This window comes from Streptomyces sp. NPDC058741 (assembly GCF_042746715.1).
GTDB lineage: Bacteria > Actinomycetota > Actinomycetes > Streptomycetales > Streptomycetaceae > Streptomyces.
This window is the reverse complement of sequence record NZ_JBHYQH010000010.1, coordinates 29,598-48,114: the sequence shown is the minus strand read 5'-3', so window position 1 is coordinate 48,114 and position 18,517 is coordinate 29,598. Positions and strand designations below refer to the sequence as shown.

At 71.4% G+C, this 18,517-nt stretch carries 18 protein-coding genes and 1 pseudogene; 13 read left to right on the top strand and 6 right to left on the bottom strand.

Features of this window, described 5'->3' with window-relative positions; translation table 11 throughout:
* Positions 1-61 precede the first annotated feature (61 nt).
* Entirely contained in the window at positions 62-2,185 is a 2,124-nt protein-coding gene (locus ACFW6P_RS10900) for a prolyl oligopeptidase family serine peptidase (RefSeq protein ID WP_386423440.1), read from the bottom strand.
* Positions 2,186-2,364: 179 nt separating this feature from the next.
* On the opposite strand from ACFW6P_RS10900, the gene ACFW6P_RS10895 reads away from it, so the two are divergent.
* The 5 genes from ACFW6P_RS10895 to ACFW6P_RS10875 all read left to right on the top strand — a co-directional run bounded on the left by ACFW6P_RS10895 (position 2,365) and on the right by ACFW6P_RS10875 (position 4,556).
* Entirely contained in the window at positions 2,365-2,559 is a 195-nt protein-coding gene (locus ACFW6P_RS10895; RefSeq protein ID WP_019755516.1) for a hypothetical protein, read from the top strand.
* A 328-nt stretch (positions 2,560-2,887) separates the two neighbouring features.
* Entirely contained in the window at positions 2,888-3,712 is an 825-nt protein-coding gene (locus ACFW6P_RS10890) for a hypothetical protein (RefSeq protein WP_386350893.1), read from the top strand.
* On the top strand, positions 3,633-3,968 hold the full coding sequence (locus ACFW6P_RS10885; protein ID WP_386350891.1) for a DEAD/DEAH box helicase family protein: 336 nt from the start codon (positions 3,633-3,635) through the stop codon (positions 3,966-3,968). Before ACFW6P_RS10890 ends, ACFW6P_RS10885 begins: the two co-directional genes overlap by 80 nt.
* Positions 3,946-4,122: a hypothetical protein gene (locus ACFW6P_RS10880; protein WP_386350889.1), complete on the top strand. Its 177-nt coding sequence runs from the start codon at positions 3,946-3,948 to the stop codon at positions 4,120-4,122. Before ACFW6P_RS10885 ends, ACFW6P_RS10880 begins: the two co-directional genes overlap by 23 nt.
* Before the next feature lie 275 nt (positions 4,123-4,397).
* A complete protein-coding gene (locus ACFW6P_RS10875) occupies positions 4,398-4,556 on the top strand; it encodes a hypothetical protein (protein ID WP_386350886.1) in 159 nt (52 codons plus the stop codon).
* 4 nt (positions 4,557-4,560) lie between these two features.
* Here ACFW6P_RS10875 and ACFW6P_RS10870 read toward each other — a convergent pair whose 3' ends face one another.
* Both ACFW6P_RS10870 and ACFW6P_RS10865 read right to left on the bottom strand, forming a co-directional pair.
* A complete protein-coding gene (locus ACFW6P_RS10870; RefSeq protein WP_386350884.1) occupies positions 4,561-4,770 on the bottom strand; it encodes a DUF397 domain-containing protein in 210 nt (69 codons plus the stop codon).
* Complete coding sequence (locus tag ACFW6P_RS10865; RefSeq protein WP_386350882.1) at positions 4,767-5,645, bottom strand: helix-turn-helix domain-containing protein; 879 nt, start codon at positions 5,643-5,645, stop codon at positions 4,767-4,769. The genes ACFW6P_RS10870 and ACFW6P_RS10865 overlap by 4 nt, the downstream gene beginning before the upstream one ends.
* 376 nt (positions 5,646-6,021) lie before the next feature.
* On the opposite strand from ACFW6P_RS10865, the gene ACFW6P_RS10860 reads away from it, so the two are divergent.
* Positions 6,022-9,576 (top strand): AAA family ATPase, encoded by a 3,555-nt coding sequence (locus tag ACFW6P_RS10860; protein ID WP_386350879.1) that lies wholly within the window; start codon positions 6,022-6,024, stop codon positions 9,574-9,576.
* Here the strand turns inward: ACFW6P_RS10860 and ACFW6P_RS10855 are convergent, their stop codons facing one another.
* Positions 9,577-9,876 (bottom strand): NIPSNAP family protein, encoded by a 300-nt coding sequence (locus tag ACFW6P_RS10855; RefSeq protein WP_386350877.1) that lies wholly within the window; start codon positions 9,874-9,876, stop codon positions 9,577-9,579.
* A gap of 187 nt (positions 9,877-10,063) precedes the next feature.
* On the opposite strand from ACFW6P_RS10855, the pseudogene ACFW6P_RS10850 reads away from it, so the two are divergent.
* From ACFW6P_RS10850 to ACFW6P_RS10830, 5 genes and pseudogenes are all read left to right on the top strand, one after another.
* Positions 10,064-10,530, top strand: a pseudogene (locus tag ACFW6P_RS10850) (ATP-binding protein).
* A gap of 74 nt (positions 10,531-10,604) precedes the next feature.
* Positions 10,605-10,919 carry a hypothetical protein gene (locus ACFW6P_RS10845; RefSeq protein WP_386423438.1) on the top strand — a complete coding sequence of 105 codons (315 nt, stop codon included), beginning with the start codon at positions 10,605-10,607 and terminating at the stop codon, positions 10,917-10,919.
* Positions 10,920-10,968: 49 nt separating this feature from the next.
* Positions 10,969-11,829: an N-acetyl-1-D-myo-inositol-2-amino-2-deoxy-alpha-D-glucopyranoside deacetylase gene (gene mshB, locus ACFW6P_RS10840; protein ID WP_386350871.1), complete on the top strand. Its 861-nt coding sequence runs from the start codon at positions 10,969-10,971 to the stop codon at positions 11,827-11,829.
* Positions 11,826-12,236 carry a DUF6113 family protein gene (locus ACFW6P_RS10835; RefSeq protein WP_386350870.1) on the top strand — a complete coding sequence of 137 codons (411 nt, stop codon included), beginning with the start codon at positions 11,826-11,828 and terminating at the stop codon, positions 12,234-12,236. Before mshB ends, ACFW6P_RS10835 begins: the two co-directional genes overlap by 4 nt.
* A 155-nt stretch (positions 12,237-12,391) precedes the next feature.
* Complete coding sequence (locus ACFW6P_RS10830; RefSeq protein WP_386423436.1) at positions 12,392-14,722, top strand: hypothetical protein; 2,331 nt, start codon at positions 12,392-12,394, stop codon at positions 14,720-14,722.
* 73 nt (positions 14,723-14,795) lie between these two features.
* Here the strand turns inward: ACFW6P_RS10830 and ACFW6P_RS10825 are convergent, their stop codons facing one another.
* Together ACFW6P_RS10825 and ACFW6P_RS10820 are read right to left on the bottom strand one after the other, a co-directional pair.
* On the bottom strand, positions 14,796-15,647 hold the full coding sequence (locus tag ACFW6P_RS10825) for a tetratricopeptide repeat protein (protein ID WP_386350865.1): 852 nt from the start codon (positions 15,645-15,647) through the stop codon (positions 14,796-14,798).
* A gap of 17 nt (positions 15,648-15,664) precedes the next feature.
* Positions 15,665-16,696 (bottom strand): GNAT family N-acetyltransferase, encoded by a 1,032-nt coding sequence (locus ACFW6P_RS10820; RefSeq protein WP_386350863.1) that lies wholly within the window; start codon positions 16,694-16,696, stop codon positions 15,665-15,667.
* A 140-nt stretch (positions 16,697-16,836) separates the two neighbouring features.
* On the opposite strand from ACFW6P_RS10820, the gene fdxA reads away from it, so the two are divergent.
* Entirely contained in the window at positions 16,837-17,157 is a 321-nt protein-coding gene (gene fdxA / locus ACFW6P_RS10815; RefSeq protein WP_031078476.1) for a ferredoxin, read from the top strand.
* Between the two features lie 134 nt (positions 17,158-17,291).
* A complete protein-coding gene (locus ACFW6P_RS10810; RefSeq protein ID WP_386350859.1) occupies positions 17,292-18,383 on the top strand; it encodes a bifunctional succinyldiaminopimelate transaminase/glutamate-prephenate aminotransferase in 1,092 nt (363 codons plus the stop codon).
* Positions 18,384-18,517 lie beyond the last annotated feature (134 nt).

Sequence of the window (18,517 nt, the reverse complement as noted above, 5' to 3'; positions counted from 1 at the left end):
CCGTGCGGGTGCCGTGGACGGGCCGGGGCGCGCCATGTCGCCCCGGCCCGTCGCCGTGCGGTCAGGGGCCGGTGATGCCCAGGGAACGCTTCAGGAAGTCGACCTGGAGGAGCAGCAGGTTCTCCGCGACCTGTTCCTGCGGGGTCATGTGCGTGACGCCCGAGAGGGGCAGCACCTCGTGCGGGCGGCCGGCGGCCAGCAGCGCCGAGGACAGGCGCAGGGCGTGGGCGACCACGACGTTGTCGTCGGCGAGGCCGTGCACGATCATCAGGGGGCGGTGCGGCTCGGCCGGGGAGGACAGGCCCTCCGCGGTGACCAGGGAGCTCCTGGCGTAGGCGTCCGGGTGTTCCGCCGGGTTGCCCAGGTAGCGCTCGGTGTAGTGGGTGTCGTACAGGCTCCAGTCCGTCACCGGCGCGCCCGCGATGCCCGCGCGGAAGACGTCCGGGCGGCGCAGCACCGCCAGGCCCGCCAGCCAGCCGCCGTAGGACCAGCCGCGGATCGCCACCCGGGTCAGGTCCAGCGGGTACCGCTTCGCCAGGTCCTCCAGGGCGTCCACCTGGTCGTCGAGCGACACCGTGAAGTCGTGGTGGACCGCCTTTTCCCAGGCGGGGGAGCGGCCCGGGGTGCCCCGGCCGTCCGCGACCACCACCGCGAAGCCCTGGTCCGCGAACCACTGCGAGGTGAGGTGCGCGTGGTGCGCGGCGACCACCCGCTGGCCGTGCGGGCCGCCGTAGGGGTCCATGAGCACCGGCAGGGGGGTGTCACCGTCGTAGTCCTGAGGCATAAGCACGGCGCACGGGACGCGGCGTGCGCCCCCCTCGGTGAGGATCACGCGCGGGGACACACCGGGATCTTCGGCGTACGAGCGGACCGTCGCGGTCTGCTGTCCGTCACACAGGACCCGCACCCGGGAACCCGGCCGGTCCAGTGCCGCCGAGACCAGGACCGTCACGGCCCCGGAGCGCACCGCCGCGTGCACCCCCGGCTCCTGGGAGACCCGCTCCACGCCCAGCTCGTTCACCCGGTACACGTGCACCTGGCCCGTCTCCGCCTCGGCCGCCTCCTCGCCGGCCGACGCCGAGACCAGCACGTCGTCTCCGGAGACGTCCAGTACGGCCCGCACGTGCAACTGCGCGCCCGTCAGCGGCCGTTCCCCGACCGCCAGCACCCGCGCACCGCCCTCGTCCGCGATCCGCACCAGCTGCCCGGAGGGGCTCCAGCACGGGACCCCGGGGAAAAGTTCAAGCCAAGTTGGATCTTCGTCGGCGTGCACCATCCGCGTCGCGCCCGACTCCGGGTCCACGGCCAGGATCAGCTGACCGCGTTGGTCGCGCGCCTGTACGAGCAGCAGCGGAGCACCCGCCGCTGACCAGTGCACCTGTGCCAGATAGGGGTACCGCGCACGGTCCCAGGAGACCTCCGTGCGCGCCCCGTCCAGGCCGACCACGAACAGCCGCACCTCGGCGTTGGCGGTGCCCGCCGCCGGATACGCCACCCGCTGCGGATCCCGCTCGGGATGCGCCGGATCGGCGATCCACCACCGCTCCACCGGCGTGTCGTCCACGCGCGCCACCAGCAGCCGGTCCGACTCCGGAGCCCACCAGAAGCCCCGCGTCCGCCCCATCTCCTCGGCCGCGATGAACTCGGCGAGCCCGTAGGAGACATGCTCCGACTCCGGCTGTGCGAGCGGCCGGTCGCCGTCGCCCTCCGCGCCCACCACCCGCAGGGCACCCCGCGCGACATAGGCGACGTGCCGCCCGTCGGGCGAGGGACGCGGGTCGATCACCGGCCCCGGAGCGGACACCTCACGTGCCGTCCCGGCCCGCAGCTCGGCCGTGAAAAGCCGTCCTGACAAGGCGAAAGACGCCAGCTCGACTGCCGAGTCGGTGGCGTAGTCGACGATGCCGGCCCCGCCCTGCCGGCTGCGTTCCCGGCGGGCCCGCTCCTGCGGCGAGAGGTCCTCCGAGGCGCCTCCCAGCAGGACGCGCGGGTCGGCGGCGACGCGCTCCCCGCCGTCCCGCGGATCGAGGACCCAGAGCGAACCGGCGCGGTCCGTACCGGAACTCGAGCGCAGGAACGCGACACGCGAACCGTCGGGCGCCACGGTGAACGAACGCGGCGCGCCGAGGGTGAAGCGCTGGGTACGGGCATGCCGTCGGGGGAAGGAGTCAGGCTCGGTCGTCATGCCCTGACCATATTGGCCATGCGCCCCCTTGTGCGGCTGTGCGCCGATCGATGCGCGCGGACGGATAGTTATGATCAATGACGCACAGTGGGTATCAACCTGCTGGCTGCTGTACGGATTTACTGCCCCCATAGTTCGACCCCCCCCGCGCCCTCGTGGATCTTTGGAGGTGAACCGCCGTGGCACTCTCGATTTCGGCGGTGGTGCTGCTGGCGATCATCGTCTTCTTGCTGATCAAGAAGTCGGGACTGAAGGCGGGGCATGCGGTCGTCTGCATGCTGCTCGGCTTCTACCTCGCCTCCTCGACCGTGGCTCCCACGATCAGCGAGCTGACGACGAACATCGCGGGCATGATCGGCAGCATCAAGTTCTGAGCGTGGTGTCGTTCCGGTCGGAGCCGAGGCAGGCCTCGGTCCCGGCCGGAGTCGATGCCTCCTCTGTCCTGATCTCCGGCCTGGACGAGTCGGTGTCCGTAAGCTTGACGGGCCGGGCTTGAACATGGTCTAGGGGGCGGCGAGTGGACGACCAGAGCGTGGACAGACGGCTTGGGGAGCTGGCGAAGGCGTCGACGAACTTCGGTCGCCTGTACGGGTATCGACCGCTCCTCGCCATCTACGGCTCGCAGGCCGAACTCACCGTCCTGACCAATCCGAACGTCGCCTACGTCAGCGCCGGCCAGTTCGGTGAGGTGCTGGCCGAGGAGTGGTCACCCGCACGGGCACGCGCGTCGAGGGCACGCATCAGGTCGACCGCATCAACGCCCTCACCCGGGCCGGTGTCCTCGTCGGCTGGAGTCGCGACGCCTTCCACAAGTTGCGCCGGGGCCGCAACGAAGCGGCACACAACCTTTTCTTCGACACGACCATGGCCCTGAGGCCCTGCTGGCAGTTGGGCGACCTCTTCGACCGGGCCATGAGCGGTCCTCGCCCGGTCGCCGCCGCCCGCTACGCCATCGTCGAGCGCGCCCAGCGCCCCGCCCCCCTCAACGAGATGCGGGCGCGGGAGAAGATCGACGCGATGCTGGTAAAGGCGGGCTGGCGGATCCAGGACAAGGCGGACGCGAACCCGCTCGCGGGTACGGGCGTCGCCATCCGCGAGTTCACGCTCGCCACCGGACGCGCCGACTACGTCCTCTATGTCGACGGGAAGATCGTCGGCGTCATCGAGGCCATGAGCGAGGGAACCCCCTTGGCCGGTGCCCTCGCTCAGAATGAGCGGTACGCGGCAGGCGTGCTCCAGGAACACGTCATGGCCGTGTGGCGCCGCCAGGCGCCCTTCGCCTTCCGCTATGCCACCGGCACCGAGACGTACTTCCTCAACTGCGTCGACCCGGACGCCCGCTCCCGCGAGGTCTTCGCCTTCCACCGCCCGAGACCGTCGCCGCGTGGATGCGCTACGCCGACGAGCACCCGGACGCGCCCACCTTCCGGTGGCCCTGCGCACCGCCATGCCACTGCTGGAGACCCACGGTCTTCGCATGGCCCAGATCGAGGCGATCATGGGCCTGGAGGGCTCCCTGGCGGCTGACACGCCGTGCGTCCTCATCCAGATGGCGACGGGTGCAGGCAAGACGTTCACCACCGCTCCATCTACGGCCTGTGGCGCGGTGTCCTGGAGTACCTCGACGCCCAGCTGGTCGGCCTCACCGCCACCCCACCCACCAAACCAAGGGCTTCTTCGACAACAACGAGGTCTCGCGGTACACCTACGAATAGGCCGTCGCCGACGGTGTCAACGTCGATTTCAACATCGCGCGCATCGTGACCGACCTGCGGGACGGTGACGTCGTCGCGAAGATCGAGGCGGGCACGACGGTCCGCATCCGCGACCGGCAGACCCGCGCCCAGCGGTACGAGGAACTCGACGAGGACTTCACCTACACCGCCCCGCAGAGCGGCCGCACATCATCACTGAGGACGAGATCCGTGCCGTACTGACGGTCACCGGGACAACTGGAAGCGGTGGTTCCCAGGCCGGGCCGACCTCCACAAGACACTCATCTTCGCTGGCCCGTAGGACGACCACGCAGTCCCCGCGCGCCGACGGCAACCCGCACACCAGCGCCCGCTCACCCGCGCCCACCTGGGGCTGCTTACCGGCCGGACGACCGCTCCTCGTGCGTTGAGTTCAAGGACGAGAAGGGACCGCTCATGGAGTTCACATACGAGGACCTGATCGCCCTCGACGAGATCAACCGGTCGATATCACGTGGATGAAGGACCCGGCCCTCGATGACGCCGACAGCGGTCTGCCGCCCGAGGTGATCGCCGAGGAGATCGTCCGCGACCTCATGTTCGCCCTGGACGAGTTCACGTCAATCGCCCGGACTTTGGGTGGCGACAGGGACGTACCTGAAGCCGAGGTCGAGTAGCCGTTCAGCCCTCGGACACGTACGGCACGAACTCGGTCCAAGCCTTCGATGAGAGCTGGAGGTGCGGGCCGACGGTGTGCTTGGAGTCGCGGACGTGGATGATCCCGCGGGCGGATGCAACCTCAACGCACTCGTTGCTGTTGCTGCTGTCGCTGTAGCTGCTCTTGAACCACCGCAGCATCGCCACGTTTCCCGATGGGCTCTTTCGGGTCATGTCTCCCCCATCACTTCCTCGATGAAAGCCAGCGACTCCTCTGGTGAGAGAGCCTGAGCCCGGATGATGCCACACCGTAGTTCCATGATCCGCAGATGCTTCAAATCAGAGACCGGCCGGCTCCCGCAGTCCCCTTCGGCACGGCCAACTGCCGTGCCATCGGCGAATTTGAGGACTTGGATCTCTCCTCCCATACCGGCATGGACCGTGCGTTCGATCGGCATCACCTGGATCTCCACGTTCCTCATGTGGCCGAGCTCCAGCAGGTGCTCCATCTGGCGACGCAGCACCATCTTGCCCCCGAGCGGGCGCCTGAGCGTCGCTTCTTCCTGGACAAAACAGAGGTCCGGCGCAGGTTCACGCTCGAAGATCGACTTGCGGGCCATGCGCGCACCGATCAGCCGCTCCACTTCGTCCTGTGGGTGGGCTGGCCGTCGCATCTCGAACAGCGCACGCATGTAGTCCGCTGTCTGCAGGAGACCGTGCAGATTGTGAGTACCGTAGGCGGTCAACTCGGCTGCCTTGGCCTCCATCCGAGCAAGATCGCGAACTGTCTTGGGATAGCGAACCTTTTTAACGTCCTCCTTCATCGCCGAGAGCAACCCACCCGCTCCCAGCAACTCGTCCGCCCTGTCCAGGAACTCCGGCCGCGGGATCCGCTTCCCGCTCTCGATTTTGTAGATCATGTCCTCGCCGTAGCCGACGGACTCCGCGAACCGGGAGGCCCTCATGCCCCTGGCCTCCCGCCGCAGTTTCAACTGCCGGCCCACCGTAGCGACTACGGCGAGCCCCCACTCGTCGTCCGGATCCACCTCCCAACCTGGCTCGTCGACCTCCCCGATGCTGAGCCGTCCCGCGTCACTGTCCACGCTCATCTCCGCGCACTCCTTCCGTTCGGCCTGGCAAAGGCGCACCACTCCTACGCAACACTCCGACCGGCCTGGACAGCACTGGACAGAGGCTGGATGGTCACCTTGCGTATATGCATCGCGACTCAAAGGTAAACAGTCACCGCGTCGCTGCATGACGCGATCCGCGAAACCGGCACCGTCGCCAGTCACGTGAACCCCAGGACCCCGCTGCGCTCTACCTGGCCGAAACCCGTAGGCACCGTTGATCGCTCTCATAAGGCCCCAGAAGATGGTGGCGAACCGACGGCGTGGTGCCGGTCTTCCCAGACCGGAGGGACGGGGGATGAAAGGTGCAGGCAGGCGGCGAACCGGTCGTGTGTGGTGTCCGATGAGGAACCGGATGCAGGTCGCGCTCCAGATCATGCTGGCGCTGGTCGCCTGCTTACTCGGGATCGCCACCAACTACGCGACCAGCACCGAGGACGTTCCCTGGGCTCTGGAGGCGATTCAGAGGTTCTCCGTTCCGGCTATCGGCGTGCTGATCCTGGCCGTTGTGGTCGGTCAGGTCGTCGTCTACCGCCTGGAGAATCCGCCACCGCCCCGGATCGACTGGCCGCGTGACCGGGTTCCCTATCCGGGCCTCGACGCGTTCGACGAGGACGAGTCGCCCGTCTATTTCGGCAGGGAGACGCAGGCAGCCGAGCTGACACGCAGACTGCATGCCACCGCTTCCCGCCCCGCGGACCGGTTCCTGCTACTGGTCGGGGCGTCAGGGAGTGGAAAGTCCTCGCTGGTCAGGGCCGGTGTGGTGCCCCGGCTTCGGGAACGCCGCTGGACCGTCGTACCGGCCTTCGCGCCCGGTCCGAATCCACTGGGCGCCCTCGCGGGTGCGCTGGCGGCCGCCGCCGACGGGCAGGAATCGGCGAGCGTCGTACTGCGCAGGCTGCGCCAGGGATCGGACGCGCTGCGAGGCGAGCTGTCGCGGCTGCGTGGTGGCCGGTTCCGGCGGATACTCCTCGTCGTCGACCAGTTCGAGGAGGTCGTCACCCTGGCGGGGGAGCGTGAACGCGCCCAGTTCTTGGAAGCGCTGCGTATCTGCGTGGAACAGGATCCGGCGGTCCGCGTCCTGGTCACAGTCCGGGTGGACCTGCTCGGCCGGCTGCTCGGCACCGGACACGCGGAACTCCTTCAGCATCCCGTCGCCATCGGCACACTGGGCAGAGCACAGCTCGCCGATGTCGTCCAGTGTCCTGGGGCCCTCGTCGGCCTTGACTTCGAGCCCGGAGTCGTCGACACCATCGTGCGCGAGACCGGGACGGACGACGCCCTGCCGCTGCTCGCCTACCTGCTTCAGGAGCTGTACTTCGCTTCCGGCCCCGGCGGTACGGTCACGGAGGAGCTCTACAGGCGGCTCGGAGGAGTGCCTGGCGCGCTGGCACGCCAGGCGGACAACACCGTGGCCGGGCTCGGTGCGGGCGTGGGCATCGACTTCGTTCTCCGGGTTCTGCTCAGGTTCGTCACCGTCGAAGGTCAGGACGTGGCGCGCAGGCATGTACAGCTGTCCGAACTCGACGAGACGGAACGTCATGTCGTCGACGCCTTCATCGAGGCGCGGCTGCTGCGCACCGACGTAGCAGGCGGGGGCGGTGACACCGCCGCCGGCGATGAGCCCTGCGCGCAGGTGACGCACGAGGCCCTGTTCCGCCAGTGGGCCCCGCTGCGGCAGGAGGTCGAGGCATGGGCGGAACGGCTGCGAGAGCGCGCCGAACTGGACCGGTGGGCGGCGGACTGGGAGCGGGCCGGACGCAGCGAGGACTATCTGCTCACAGGCGAGCGCCTCACGGCGGCCCGGCGCTGGCTCGAAGCGCTGGAGGAATCCGGGCAGGCGTCCGCACCCGCCCGCGCGCTCGTCCAGTCCTCACAGCGCCGTGACCTGTCCTTCCTGAGCCGCATCGCCGACAGCATCGGTCGCCAGGTACTCCTGAGTGCGGAGAGCGAGCCGGAGCGCTCTCTGCTGCTCTCGCTGGCCGCGCTCGATGAGTGCACGCCCACACCCTCGGCCAGGCGTGGGCTGATGGCGGCGCTGGCGGCGAGTCACCTCCGCGCACGGATCGACGGACACACCGACACCGTCCGGCACATCGCGTGGTCACCCGACGGGCGCATGCTGGCCTCGGCGTCCCGGGACGGCACGGCTCGCCTGCACGACGCGCCGTCCGGGCGGACGTTGCTGGTGCTGCCCTGCGACGGCGTCATGGTCGAGTCCGTCGCCTGGTCACCGGACTCGGCGAGGGTTGCGACCGCCGGGCGGGACCGCGTCGTACGGATCTGGGATGCCGTGTCGGGAGAGCCGGTCCGATTGCTCACCGGTGCCGAAGACCTCAACCGGCAGGTGGCCTGGTCGCCCGACGGTCGGCATGTCGCGGCGGGTTCCAGGGACCGGACGGTGCGGGTCTGGGAGGCCGACACCGGGCGGCTCGCGCACGAACTGCACGGACACGACGACGACGTGTGGGGGCTGGCCTGGTCACCGGACGGCAACCGCCTCGCCTCCGCAGCGCACGACCAGACCGCGATCGTGTGGGATCTGGCGACCGGGAGGGCGGCCACCACGCTCGTCGGGCACTCGGACTTCGTGGAGGGCATCGCCTGGTCGCCGGACGGGCGGCGCATCGCCACCGGTTCCGGTGACCACACCGCCCGCATCTGGGACGCCGGGACCGGCGACCTGCGTCTGTTGCTGCGAGGGCACACCGACTACGTGTGGAACCTGGCCTGGTCGCCGGACGGGCGGATGCTGGCCAGTGCCTCCTCCGACCGCACCGTGCGCATCGTCGACACCGAGGACGCCAAGGTCCTGGCCGTCCTGCGCGGTCACCAGGACACCGTGTGGGGCGTCACCTGGGCGCCGGCCGGGACCATGCTGGCCACCAGCTCCACCGACGGCAGCTGCATGGTGTGGGACCTGCGCCCCCGCGGCGCGGAGGCCGTACTGGCCGATGGACACCGCGGGCCGGTGAACCAGGCCGCGTGGTCCGGTGACGGTAGCCGTTTCGCCACGGCCTCCGACGACGGGTCCGTACGTGTGTGGGACGCGGTTACCGGCGTACCGGGGGGACCGGTGACGGAGTTGGAGGACCGGGTCTGGGCCGTCGCCTGGGCTCCACAGGGGGAACGGCTCGCGATCAGTGCCAACGACGGCCTGTTCCGGATCACCGACGGGCGCGGCGGCACGCTGTTCGAACGACGTGGTGAGGTCGTCGAGGGATGCGCATGGTCCCCGGACGGTGGCCGGATCGCCACCGGTGGCCACGACGGAGCTGTGCGGGTCCTGTCCGCGCAGGACGGAACCGAGCTGCTGAAGCTGACGGAACATCAGGACTGGGTGGGTCGCGTGACCTGGTCACCGAGCGGACGGCTGCTCGCCAGCTGCTCCGATGATCGTACGTGCCGACTGTGGGACATCGCGGAGGGGCGGCAGTTCACAGTGCTGCGCGGCCACGACAACTACGTGGAGGATGCGGCATGGGCGCCGGACGAGACGAGGATCGCCACCGCTTCCGGCGACTGGACGGCCGCCGTGTGGGACGCCGTGACCGGTCGGCGTGTCGAGGTACTGAAGGGGCACGAGGGGCGGGTCCGCTCCGTGGCCTGGTCTCCGGACGGCCGGCGCATCGCCACGTGCGCCGACGATCGCACTGTACGGGTATGGTCCGCCACCACTCTTGAGGAGATCGCAGTCGTGGGAGTGCACCAGCACAAGGTGACCTCCGTGGCGTGGTCCCCGGACGGCGCACGGCTCCTCACCGCATCCGCCGACGGGACGGCGCGTGTGTGGCAGGCGGATCCTGACTTCGACCGGTTGGAGGCGACTGCCCGAGGACGGGTCTTTCGCACGCTCACTCAGGAGGAGCGGGGGCGGCACCTGCTGCCGCTCGACCCCGTGACCGTCTGATCAGTAGACGCTGTCGACCGTGCGGTCGTCGGTGTGGAGGAGGTAGTCGTCCGGGTTCAGGCCCATGGCCTCGCGCTCGGGCGACGACCAGTACAGCGCGTTGCGCTCGGCGAAGGTCTCAGGGCCCTCGTAAGAGACCAGCCAGACGAACCGGTTGCGCTCCCGGTCCACCCAGGCCCCATCGATCGTGAACCCCAACTTGAGGCGCAGCGGGACGATTTCTCCCCGCCACCGCTTGACCCATTCGTCGAGCAGGCCGTCCCGGACGGTGTAGGTACGCAACTGTGTGGTCTTCGCCATGCCGTACATCATGCCCACAACAGCCGTACTGCGCTCCAGTGCAGCGTTACCCGGCCTGGATTCGGCGGACGCCTGCCCGCGGGGTCGGCTCCGACAGCCAGGACAGCACTGGACAGGTCCCAGACAGTCACCATACGCATCGGCATCGTCTCTGTGGGCAGTGCGCTCGCGTGACCACCTGAGTGGCGTGATTCACGAGACTGCTGCATCCGGGGCCCAGCTGGGTCGCTCCATCCGCGATTTCACCTTGCTGCTGTCCTCCACCCCGCGCGGCGCCCGCCTTGCCCGCGTGCTCGCGGTGCACACGCTCCGGAGCTGGGGGCTCCCGCACAAGAGGGCGAGCGACGTCATTGCGGAACTGGCGGCCAACGCGGCCACCCATCGCAGTCTGCCCGGCCGCAGCTTCCGCCTCACGCTCTACGTGGTCGGCAGCACGCTCCGCATCGAGGTCACCGACACACGCGGTGACCGGATCCCGCGCCGCAAGTGCTCGACGCGGCGGCCGACACAGGCCAGGGCCTGCTGCTCGTTGAGGCGCTGGCCGACCGCTGGGGAGTGACCGAGGATCGGTTTCCCCGCAAGACCGTCTGGGCCGAGCTGGGCTTCTCACCGACGGAACCCGCCCCCTCGCGTTCCGGTGCCGGCGACGACTGAAAGACATAGAACCTCAGGAGAAAGCACGACACCCTCTCCGAGGCGGTCGAGAGCACCTGCGCGACAAACTCGCCGTGCAGGCGCTCCAGCACCCGGGAAAGATCGCCGAGGTACTGAAGCTCGTGACGGAAAAGAAGGTCTGGTACGAGGCGGCGGGGTGCATCAACAATGAGTTCTTCCAGGGGCGCACCGCGTTCAACGAAAAGATGCTCCGTGGGCGCTACCTGGAGATCACACAGCGACGCAACAAGATCGCCCATGACGCGGACCTCATCGACGGTGACCTGAAGCAGCGCCCCCCCATCGACGAGGCCGAGATGACGGACCCCATCGACTGGATCGAGCGCATCGCGTTGGCCATCGCCCACGTCCTCGACGATGAGACGTGACAGCCCGGGGCGTGAGAGACCACCCCCGCGCGCCTCATAGGCTGGCCCCATGACGGAACTGCCCTCCCGTCGTCTGCTGCTGGTGCACGCGCACCCGGACGACGAGTCGATCAACAACGGCGCCACCATGGCCAGGTACGCGGCCGAGGGTGTGCACGTCACCCTGGTCACGTGCACCCTCGGCGAGCGCGGCGAGGTCATCCCGCCCGAGCTCGCCCACCTGTCCGGCGCCGCGCTCGGGCAGCACCGCCGCAGCGAGCTGGCCGCCGCCACGGCCCGGCTCGGCGTCCGGGACGTCCGCCTGCTCGGCGGCGCCGGACGCTACAGTGACTCCGGGATGACGGGCCTGCCGGACAACGACGACCCCGGGTGCTTCTGGCAGGCCGACGTGGACGAGGCCGCCGCGCGGCTCGCCGAGGTGCTCCTCGAGGTGCGCCCGCAGGTCCTCGTCACCTACGACGAGAACGGCGGCTACGGCCACCCCGACCACATCCAGGCCCACCGCGTCGCCATGCGTGCCGTCGACCTGGCCGCCGAGTCCGGCCTGCGGATCCCCAAGGTCTACTGGAACCGGGTCCCCCGGCCCGTCCTGGAGGAGGCCTTCGACCGGCTCCGGGAGGATCTGCCCGGCACCCCCTTCGCCAAGGCCGCCGCGGTCGACGACGTCCCCGGGGCGGTCGCCGAGGAGCGGATCACCACCGTGATCGACGGCACCGCCCACGCCGCCGCCAAGGCCGACGCGATGCGCGCCCACGCCACCCAGATCACCGTCGCGGAGCCGTACTTCGCGCTCTCCAACGAACTCGCCCAGCCGCTTCTCACGACCGAGTACTACGAACTGGTGCGCGGCGAGCGGCCGTCCGGGGACCGCGAGACGGACCTGTTCGCCGGGATCGGGGAGGCCCCGTGAGCGGCCGCGGCCCGATGCCGGCCCAGCCCCTGCGGCCCCCGTCCGCCGCGCGGATCGGCGCCTGCCTGGGATTCTTCGTGCTCGGTGCCGCGGTCGGCACGGCCGGGGCACTCGTACAGCCCGCCTGGTTCCCGGCAGGGCTCCTGCTCGCCCTCGCCGGCGAGGCCGGGGCCGTCCTGGGCGCCTCGCGCGTCCTGCGCGGCCGCATCGGGGGCGTCGCGGCCGCCGCCGGCTGGATGCTCTCCGTCGTCCTCCTCACCGCCAGCCGCCCCGAGGGCGACTTCCTCTTCGCCGCGGGGAGCGGGTCGTACCTCTTCCTGCTCGGCGGCATGGTCGTGGCTGTGATCTGCGCCACCCTCGCCCCGGGACGGCAACCGGACGGCGGTGCCGTCCGACTTGGCAAGTGACGTGTCACTTCGCCGGACGTGAGGGTGGGGGTCCGGTAAGGGTTTCCCCTGCGGTCATGGGATACGGGCGAGAAGTGGCCAGTATGGTGGTGCGCGCCGCCGAGCTGCCCGCGTGAGGTCGTGTCGGGCGGCGGAGCCAACCGGGAGAACCTGCCTTGAGTCGTGAAACTGACACTCCGTCCTCCGGGCCCAACGGGCGCGGCGGTGCCGCCTACCCGTCGGGCACTCCGCCCTACGAGACCCCGGTGGTCTCCGAGGGCGGCCCGGACGCCGGCCGTTCGGCCAAGCGCCCGGAGGAACGCAAGACCGAGACCACGCTGACGACCCGGATCCGGATCAACATCCCCGGGTCGAGGCCCATTCCGCCGGTCGTGGTGCGCAAACCCGTCGCGGAACCGGAGAAGCCGGCCGACACCGACACACGCGCCGAGGCGCAGCCGTCGCCCGGTGCCTCCGCGCCCGCGTCCCCGGGCACCGGCACGGTGGAACGCCCCGCCGAGCCCGCGCAGCCCGCCGAGGACAAGCCGACCAGCGACTGGTTCGCGCCGCGCAAGTCCGGTGGGGGCAAGGGCGGTCAGGCGGGCGGCTCCGCCAACGGTGCCGGTGCGCCGGGCGGTTCCGGACTCGCGGCCGGGACTTCCGGTGCGTCCGGTGGGGCGCGTCCGGGTGCCGGGCGGCCGGGAGGCGTGGTCGGCTCCATGGGCGCGCCGGGCGGCTCGCGGTCCGGCGGCACGAGCGGCGGCGGGCTCCCGGGCGGCGCGACCGGCGGCCCCGTCGCGCCCGGGCACGGCGGCGGCACGGGCTCCTTCGACGTCACCGAGGCCCTGGCGGCGGGCCCGCTGGGCAACGGCCCGCGCTCCGCCCCGGGCGGCGGCGAGACGCGCCGTGACGACCTGCCGTACTTCGCGGAGAAAGATGCGCGTAACGGGCAGAACGGGCAGAGTGGGCAGGGCGGTTACGGCGCCCGGGCCGGCGGTCCGAACGCCTCCCACGACTTCACCGCCGACAGCGGCCCGGCCGACCCGACCGGCGGTCCCGTCACCGGTGACGGCCCGATGGTGCCCCCGGGCGGCTCCGGTGCCTTCGGCGGGCAGGGCGGCCCCGGCGGATCCGGCGGCTTCACCGAGCCCGGCCGCCCCGGAGCGCCCGGCGCGTTCCACGACCCCGGCCGCCCGGGCGCGCAGGCCGGTCCCGGAGCCGTGGGCGGCGGCACGGGCGCGCCCGGCCCTTCGAAGGGCCCGGCCGGTCCCGGCGGCGGCACCGCCCCCGGCGCGACGGGCCCCGGCGGTGGTCTGAGCGACGACACCGCGATCCTCACCCCGCAGAAGTCGGTTCCCGAGCCGCCGGACGGCCAGGGCTACGGCCCCCGGCACGACAACGTCTCCGGCCACACCGTCACCAGCGGCATCCCGGTCCTGACCCCCGGCACGGCCTCGCCGTTCGGCCCGGGCGCCGCCGGCGACGGCCCGGTGCCGCACACCGCCCCGAAGCTGCCCGAGCCGGTCTCCCCGCCCCCGGCGAGCTCCTCGAAGGCGCCGAAGAAGAAGGGCCGCAACAAGCTCGTGCTGCTGGCGGCGGGCGTGGTCGTCCTGGCCGGCGGCGTCTACGGCGCGGGCCTGCTGATGAACCGCACCGACGTGCCCAAGGGCACCACCGTGCTCGGCGTCGACATCGGCGGCACCACCCGCGACGGCGCGGTGAAGAAGCTCGACGCGGCCTTCGAGGAGCGGGCCGGCCAGCCGCTGAAGCTGTCTGTGGGCGGCGAGAGCGTGTCGCTCGACCCGGACAAGGCAGGACTGCAGTTCGACATGGACGCCACGGCCGACGCGGCGGCCAGGAGCGACTACAACCCGGTCTCCGTGATCGGCTCCCTCTTCGGCAACCACCGGGTCGTCACCCCGGTCATGCCCGTCGACGAGGAGAAGCTCCACGCGTCCCTGGAGGACGTGGCGGGCGGCTCCGGCGCGTCGAGCGACGGCACGATCATGTTCAAGGGCGGCAAGGCCGTCCCGGTGTACGGCAAGGCCGGCCAGGGCGTCGACCTCGCCAAGTCGACGGCGGTGGTGGAGCAGGCGTACCGCACCCAGGTGGAGACCGGCCGGCCCGGCACGGCGGACCTGCCGACCACCACCCGGCAGCCGGCCGTCTCGAACGCCGAGGTCGACCGGGTGCTGAAGGAGATCGCGCAGCCCGCGATGTCCGACCTCGCCACCGTCCGGACCGATGCGGCGCACAGCATCGACTTCGGCCCCGTGTCCCTGCCGAAGATCCTCAGCTTCAAGGCCGTCGACGGCAAGCTGGTGGACACGTACAACCTCAAGGCCCTCCAGGAGGCGTACGGCACGACCTTCGCGGACGTGCGGATCGAGGGCGCGAGCGGCAAGCGCGCCGTCACGCCGCAGGACGTCGTCACCGCGCTGCGCGAGGCCCTGCGCGGCAAGACGCCCGCGGAGCGCGTCGGAGTCATCGACACCACGCCGAACTGATCTCAGGCCACCCACGGCACGCGAGCCCCTGCCCGATGCGGCAGGGGCTCCCGTCGTCGTGATCCCGGAGGGCTCAGTTCAGCATCGCCCGGGCCGCGTGAGCCTCCCCCCGCATCCGCTCGGCCGCAGCCTCGTCCACCGCCTCCACGACCTCCGCGTACGCCTCCAGCTCCGCCGATCCCGCCAGGAACTCGCCCCTCCGCACCAGCAACTGCGCCCGCTCGTACCGCAACCGGGCCGGATGCGACGGCAGCAGCAGCGACAGCTCCACCGCCCACAGGGCCACGTCCGACCGCTCGGGCCGGGCCGCGGCCCACGCCCTTACGTTGTTCAGGACGCGCAGCACCACGTCCAGCGGAGCGGCCGGCCGTAGCATCGCCGCGTCCAGCGGCGTCCCGGTCGCCCCGGTCACCAGCAACTCCGCGTCGGACCCGCTCAGGACCCGCCCCCCGTCGAACGGGTCGGCGAGCACCTGCCCCTCGTCGGGCCCGAACCCGACCACGAAGTGCCCCGGCAGGGCCACCCCGTACACCGGCGCCCCCGCCCGCCGGGCCACCTCCATCCACACCACGGACAGCAGGATCGGCAGCCCCCTGCGCCGCGCCAGCACCTGGTGCAGCAGCGAGGACTCCAGACGCCGGTAGTCGGCCGGGGTGCCGTGGAAGCCCATCCGGTCACCGAGGAGCTCGCGCAGGGCCACCGCCCAGGCGCGCGGCCCCCCGGGGCGGTACGGCAGCAGCCCGGCGAGCCGGTCCAGCTCGACCTGGGCGGCGTCCAGGCCCGCCTCGTCCAGCTCCCGGTCGGCCGCCGCACCGACCAGCAGGCACAGCGCCGACAGGTCGGGCCGCTCGGAGCGGGCCTCTTCGGCGAACCGCCGCCGCAGCTCGGCGGAGCGTTCCGGGGACGGGGGGTACGGGGGACGCACGGCTGGTTCGTACCCTCTCACGACGACGGGTTGCCGGCCGTGATGCCGCCGGCTCCGGGCGCCCGGTAGTGGTGATAAGCATGGTGCGGGGCGAAGCCCATCCCGGCGTACAACGCCCGCGCTCCTTCATTGCCGGCCTCGACCTGCAGCCACGCCGCCGAGGCGCCGTCGGCGAGCGCCTGCCGGGCCAGCGCTGCCATCACGGCCGTAGCGAGCCCCCGCCGCCGCACCGCCGGGTCGACCTCGACCGCGGCGAACCCGGCCCAGCGCCCGTCGACCACGCACCGCCCGATGGCGGCAGGCGGCGTCCCCTTCGCCGCCGAGGGGACGCTCGCGAACCACACCGACGGGCCGCTCCCGAGCACGCGCAGGGCCGCGTCGCTCACGCCCGTGCGCCGGTACCGGGCCAGCCACGCCTCGTCGGCCTGCCGGGACAGCGCGACCCGCGCCGGGTCGCCCCGGTCGGTGAGCGGCGCCAGCGGCCCGGTCCACAGCTCGGCGGTCACCTCCCGCACCCAGCCCCGCTCCTCCAGCCGGGCACCGAGCAGTTCCTGCGCCCCCTCGGCGCCGGTCGCGGTCTGCACGTAGGCGGGCAGGCCGCGCTCGCCGTACCACCGCCGTACGGCGCCGAGCGCCTCGTCGAGCGGCAGGCCCGGGTCGCCGAGGGGCAGCGCGGAGTTGGCCCGCCGGGTGAAGCCGGAGGCGGCCCGCAGCTCCCAGTCGCCGAGCCGCTCGCTCTCCACGGGGCGCCAGGCCCGCGCGGCGACCCGGGCGAGCTCCTCGTAGGAGGCGGCGGGTCCGCGGCGACGCGCCGGGGCGGCGGGTACGACCTTGCCCGCGACCAGCGCGGATTCCGGGATGTGGACGCTTTCGCCGCTTCTGCGTGTGATCAGCAGCACATCGTTGTCCCATGATGTGAGAACACCCACCGTGTCGGTGAACTTCTCACCCGGAGCAGCATGTTGGATCATGCTCCGTACGGAGACCCGTTTGCCCACGTCAGCAGTGGTGATACGGACCTCGAGTCGCCCGGCGGCAGAGATTTCCACAGGTCAGTTCACCCCTCCTGTTCGGATCATGCCCAAGAACGGAGATACTAGGGGCGGGCATCGACGACGCCGCGCTCCCGCGCGCCAGGCGGCGGCGCCTGAGGAGGCCCGCCAGCGCCCAATCGAGGAGGAACGACAGCGTGACCTACGTCATCGCGCAGCCTTGTGTCGACGTCAAGGACAAGGCGTGCATCGAGGAGTGTCCGGTCGACTGCATCTACGAGGGCCAGCGGTCCTTGTACATCCACCCGGACGAATGCGTCGACTGTGGTGCCTGTGAGCCGGTCTGCCCGGTCGAGGCGATCTTCTACGAGGACGACACTCCGGAGGAGTGGAAGGACTACTACAAGGCGAACGTCGAGTTCTTCGACGACCTGGGCTCCCCGGGCGGCGCCAGCAAGCTGGGGCTGATCGAGCGGGACCACCCGTTCATCGCCGCGCTCCCGCCCCAGAACGGCTGACGGGGCGGCCCGCACACCCGCGCCGCCTCGGTCCCGTACGGCCCGGTCACCGACCTGATCGCCGTACGGGACCGAGGCGTTCGCCGTGACGGCCGTACGGCGGCCGGTACGACCAGAAAGTGAGCCAAGCACCCGTGTCCGCAGTCTCCGACCGCCTTCCCGCCTTCCCCTGGGACAAGCTGACGCCGTACAAGGCCACGGCGGCCGCCCACCCGGACGGCATCGTGGACCTCTCCGTCGGCACCCCGGTCGACCCGGTCCCCGGGCTGATCCGGAACGCGCTGGTCGCGGCCGCGGACTCGCCGGGCTACCCGACCGTCTGGGGCACGCCCGAGCTGCGCGACGCGATCACCGGCTGGGTCGGGCGCCGCCTCGGCGCCCGGGGCGTCACCCACCACCACGTCCTGCCGATCGTCGGCTCCAAGGAACTCGTCGCCTGGCTCCCTGCCCAGCTGGGCCTCGGCCCCGGCGACCGGGTGGCCTTCCCGCGCCTGGCCTATCCGACGTACGAGGTCGGCGCCCGGCTGGCCCGTGCCGCCTACGAGGCCTACGACGATCCGACCGAGCTGGACCCCGAGGGCCTGAAGCTCCTCTGGCTGAACTCCCCGTCCAACCCCACGGGCAAGGTCCTGCCGAAGGAGGAGCTGACCCGGATCGTCGCCTGGGCCCGCTCGCACGGCATCCTCGTCCTCTCCGACGAGTGCTACCTGGAGCTGGGCTGGGAGGCCGACCCGGTCTCGGTCCTCCACCCGGACGTCAACGACGGCTCCTACGACGGCATCGTCTCGGTCCACTCCCTCTCCAAGCGCTCGAACCTCGCCGGCTACCGCGCGGCCTTCCTGGCCGGCGACCCGGCGGTCCTGGGCCCGCTCCTGGAGATCCGCAAGCACGGCGGCATGATGACGTCGGCCCCGACACAGGCGGCGGTGGTCGCGGCCCTCGGCGACGACGAGCACGTCCGCGTCCAGCGCGAGCGCTACGCCGCCCGCCGCAGCCTGCTGCGCGAGGCGCTGCTCTCCCACGGCTTCCGCATCGAGCACAGCGAGGCCAGCCTCTACCTGTGGGCGACGCGCGGCGAGTCCTGCTGGGACACGGTCGCCCACCTCGCCGAGCGCGGCATCCTCGTCGCGCCGGGGGACTTCTACGGCCCCGCCGGCGCCGAGTTCGTCCGCGTGGCGCTGACGGCGACGGACGAGCGGGTACGGGCTGCCGTCGCCCGCCTGTGACCGCGGCGGCGCCGGACCCGCGCAACCGGACCCGTGGACACCGGACCCGCGCAACCGGACCCGTGGGCAACCGGACCCGCGCAACCGGACCCGTGGGCAACCGGACCCGCGCAACCGGACCCGTGGACACCGGA

Bases quoted from the DNA above. Each gene is read 5' to 3' on its own strand.
- ACFW6P_RS10875 (WP_386350886.1), top strand. From the start codon at position 4,398: ATGAAGGACCCGGCCCTCGATGACGCCGACAGCGGTCTGCCGCCCGAG.
- ACFW6P_RS10885 (WP_386350891.1), top strand. From the start codon at position 3,633: ATGCCACTGCTGGAGACCCACGGTCTTCGCATGGCCCAGATCGAGGCG.
- mshB (WP_386350871.1), top strand. From the start codon at position 10,969: ATGACGGAACTGCCCTCCCGTCGTCTGCTGCTGGTGCACGCGCACCCG.
- ACFW6P_RS10900 (WP_386423440.1), bottom strand. From the start codon at position 2,185: ATGACGACCGAGCCTGACTCCTTCCCCCGACGGCATGCCCGTACCCAG.
- ACFW6P_RS10865 (WP_386350882.1), bottom strand. From the start codon at position 5,645: ATGAGCGTGGACAGTGACGCGGGACGGCTCAGCATCGGGGAGGTCGAC.
- ACFW6P_RS10870 (WP_386350884.1), bottom strand. From the start codon at position 4,770: ATGACCCGAAAGAGCCCATCGGGAAACGTGGCGATGCTGCGGTGGTTC.
- ACFW6P_RS10855 (WP_386350877.1), bottom strand. From the start codon at position 9,876: ATGGCGAAGACCACACAGTTGCGTACCTACACCGTCCGGGACGGCCTG.
- ACFW6P_RS10860 (WP_386350879.1), top strand. From the start codon at position 6,022: ATGCAGGTCGCGCTCCAGATCATGCTGGCGCTGGTCGCCTGCTTACTC.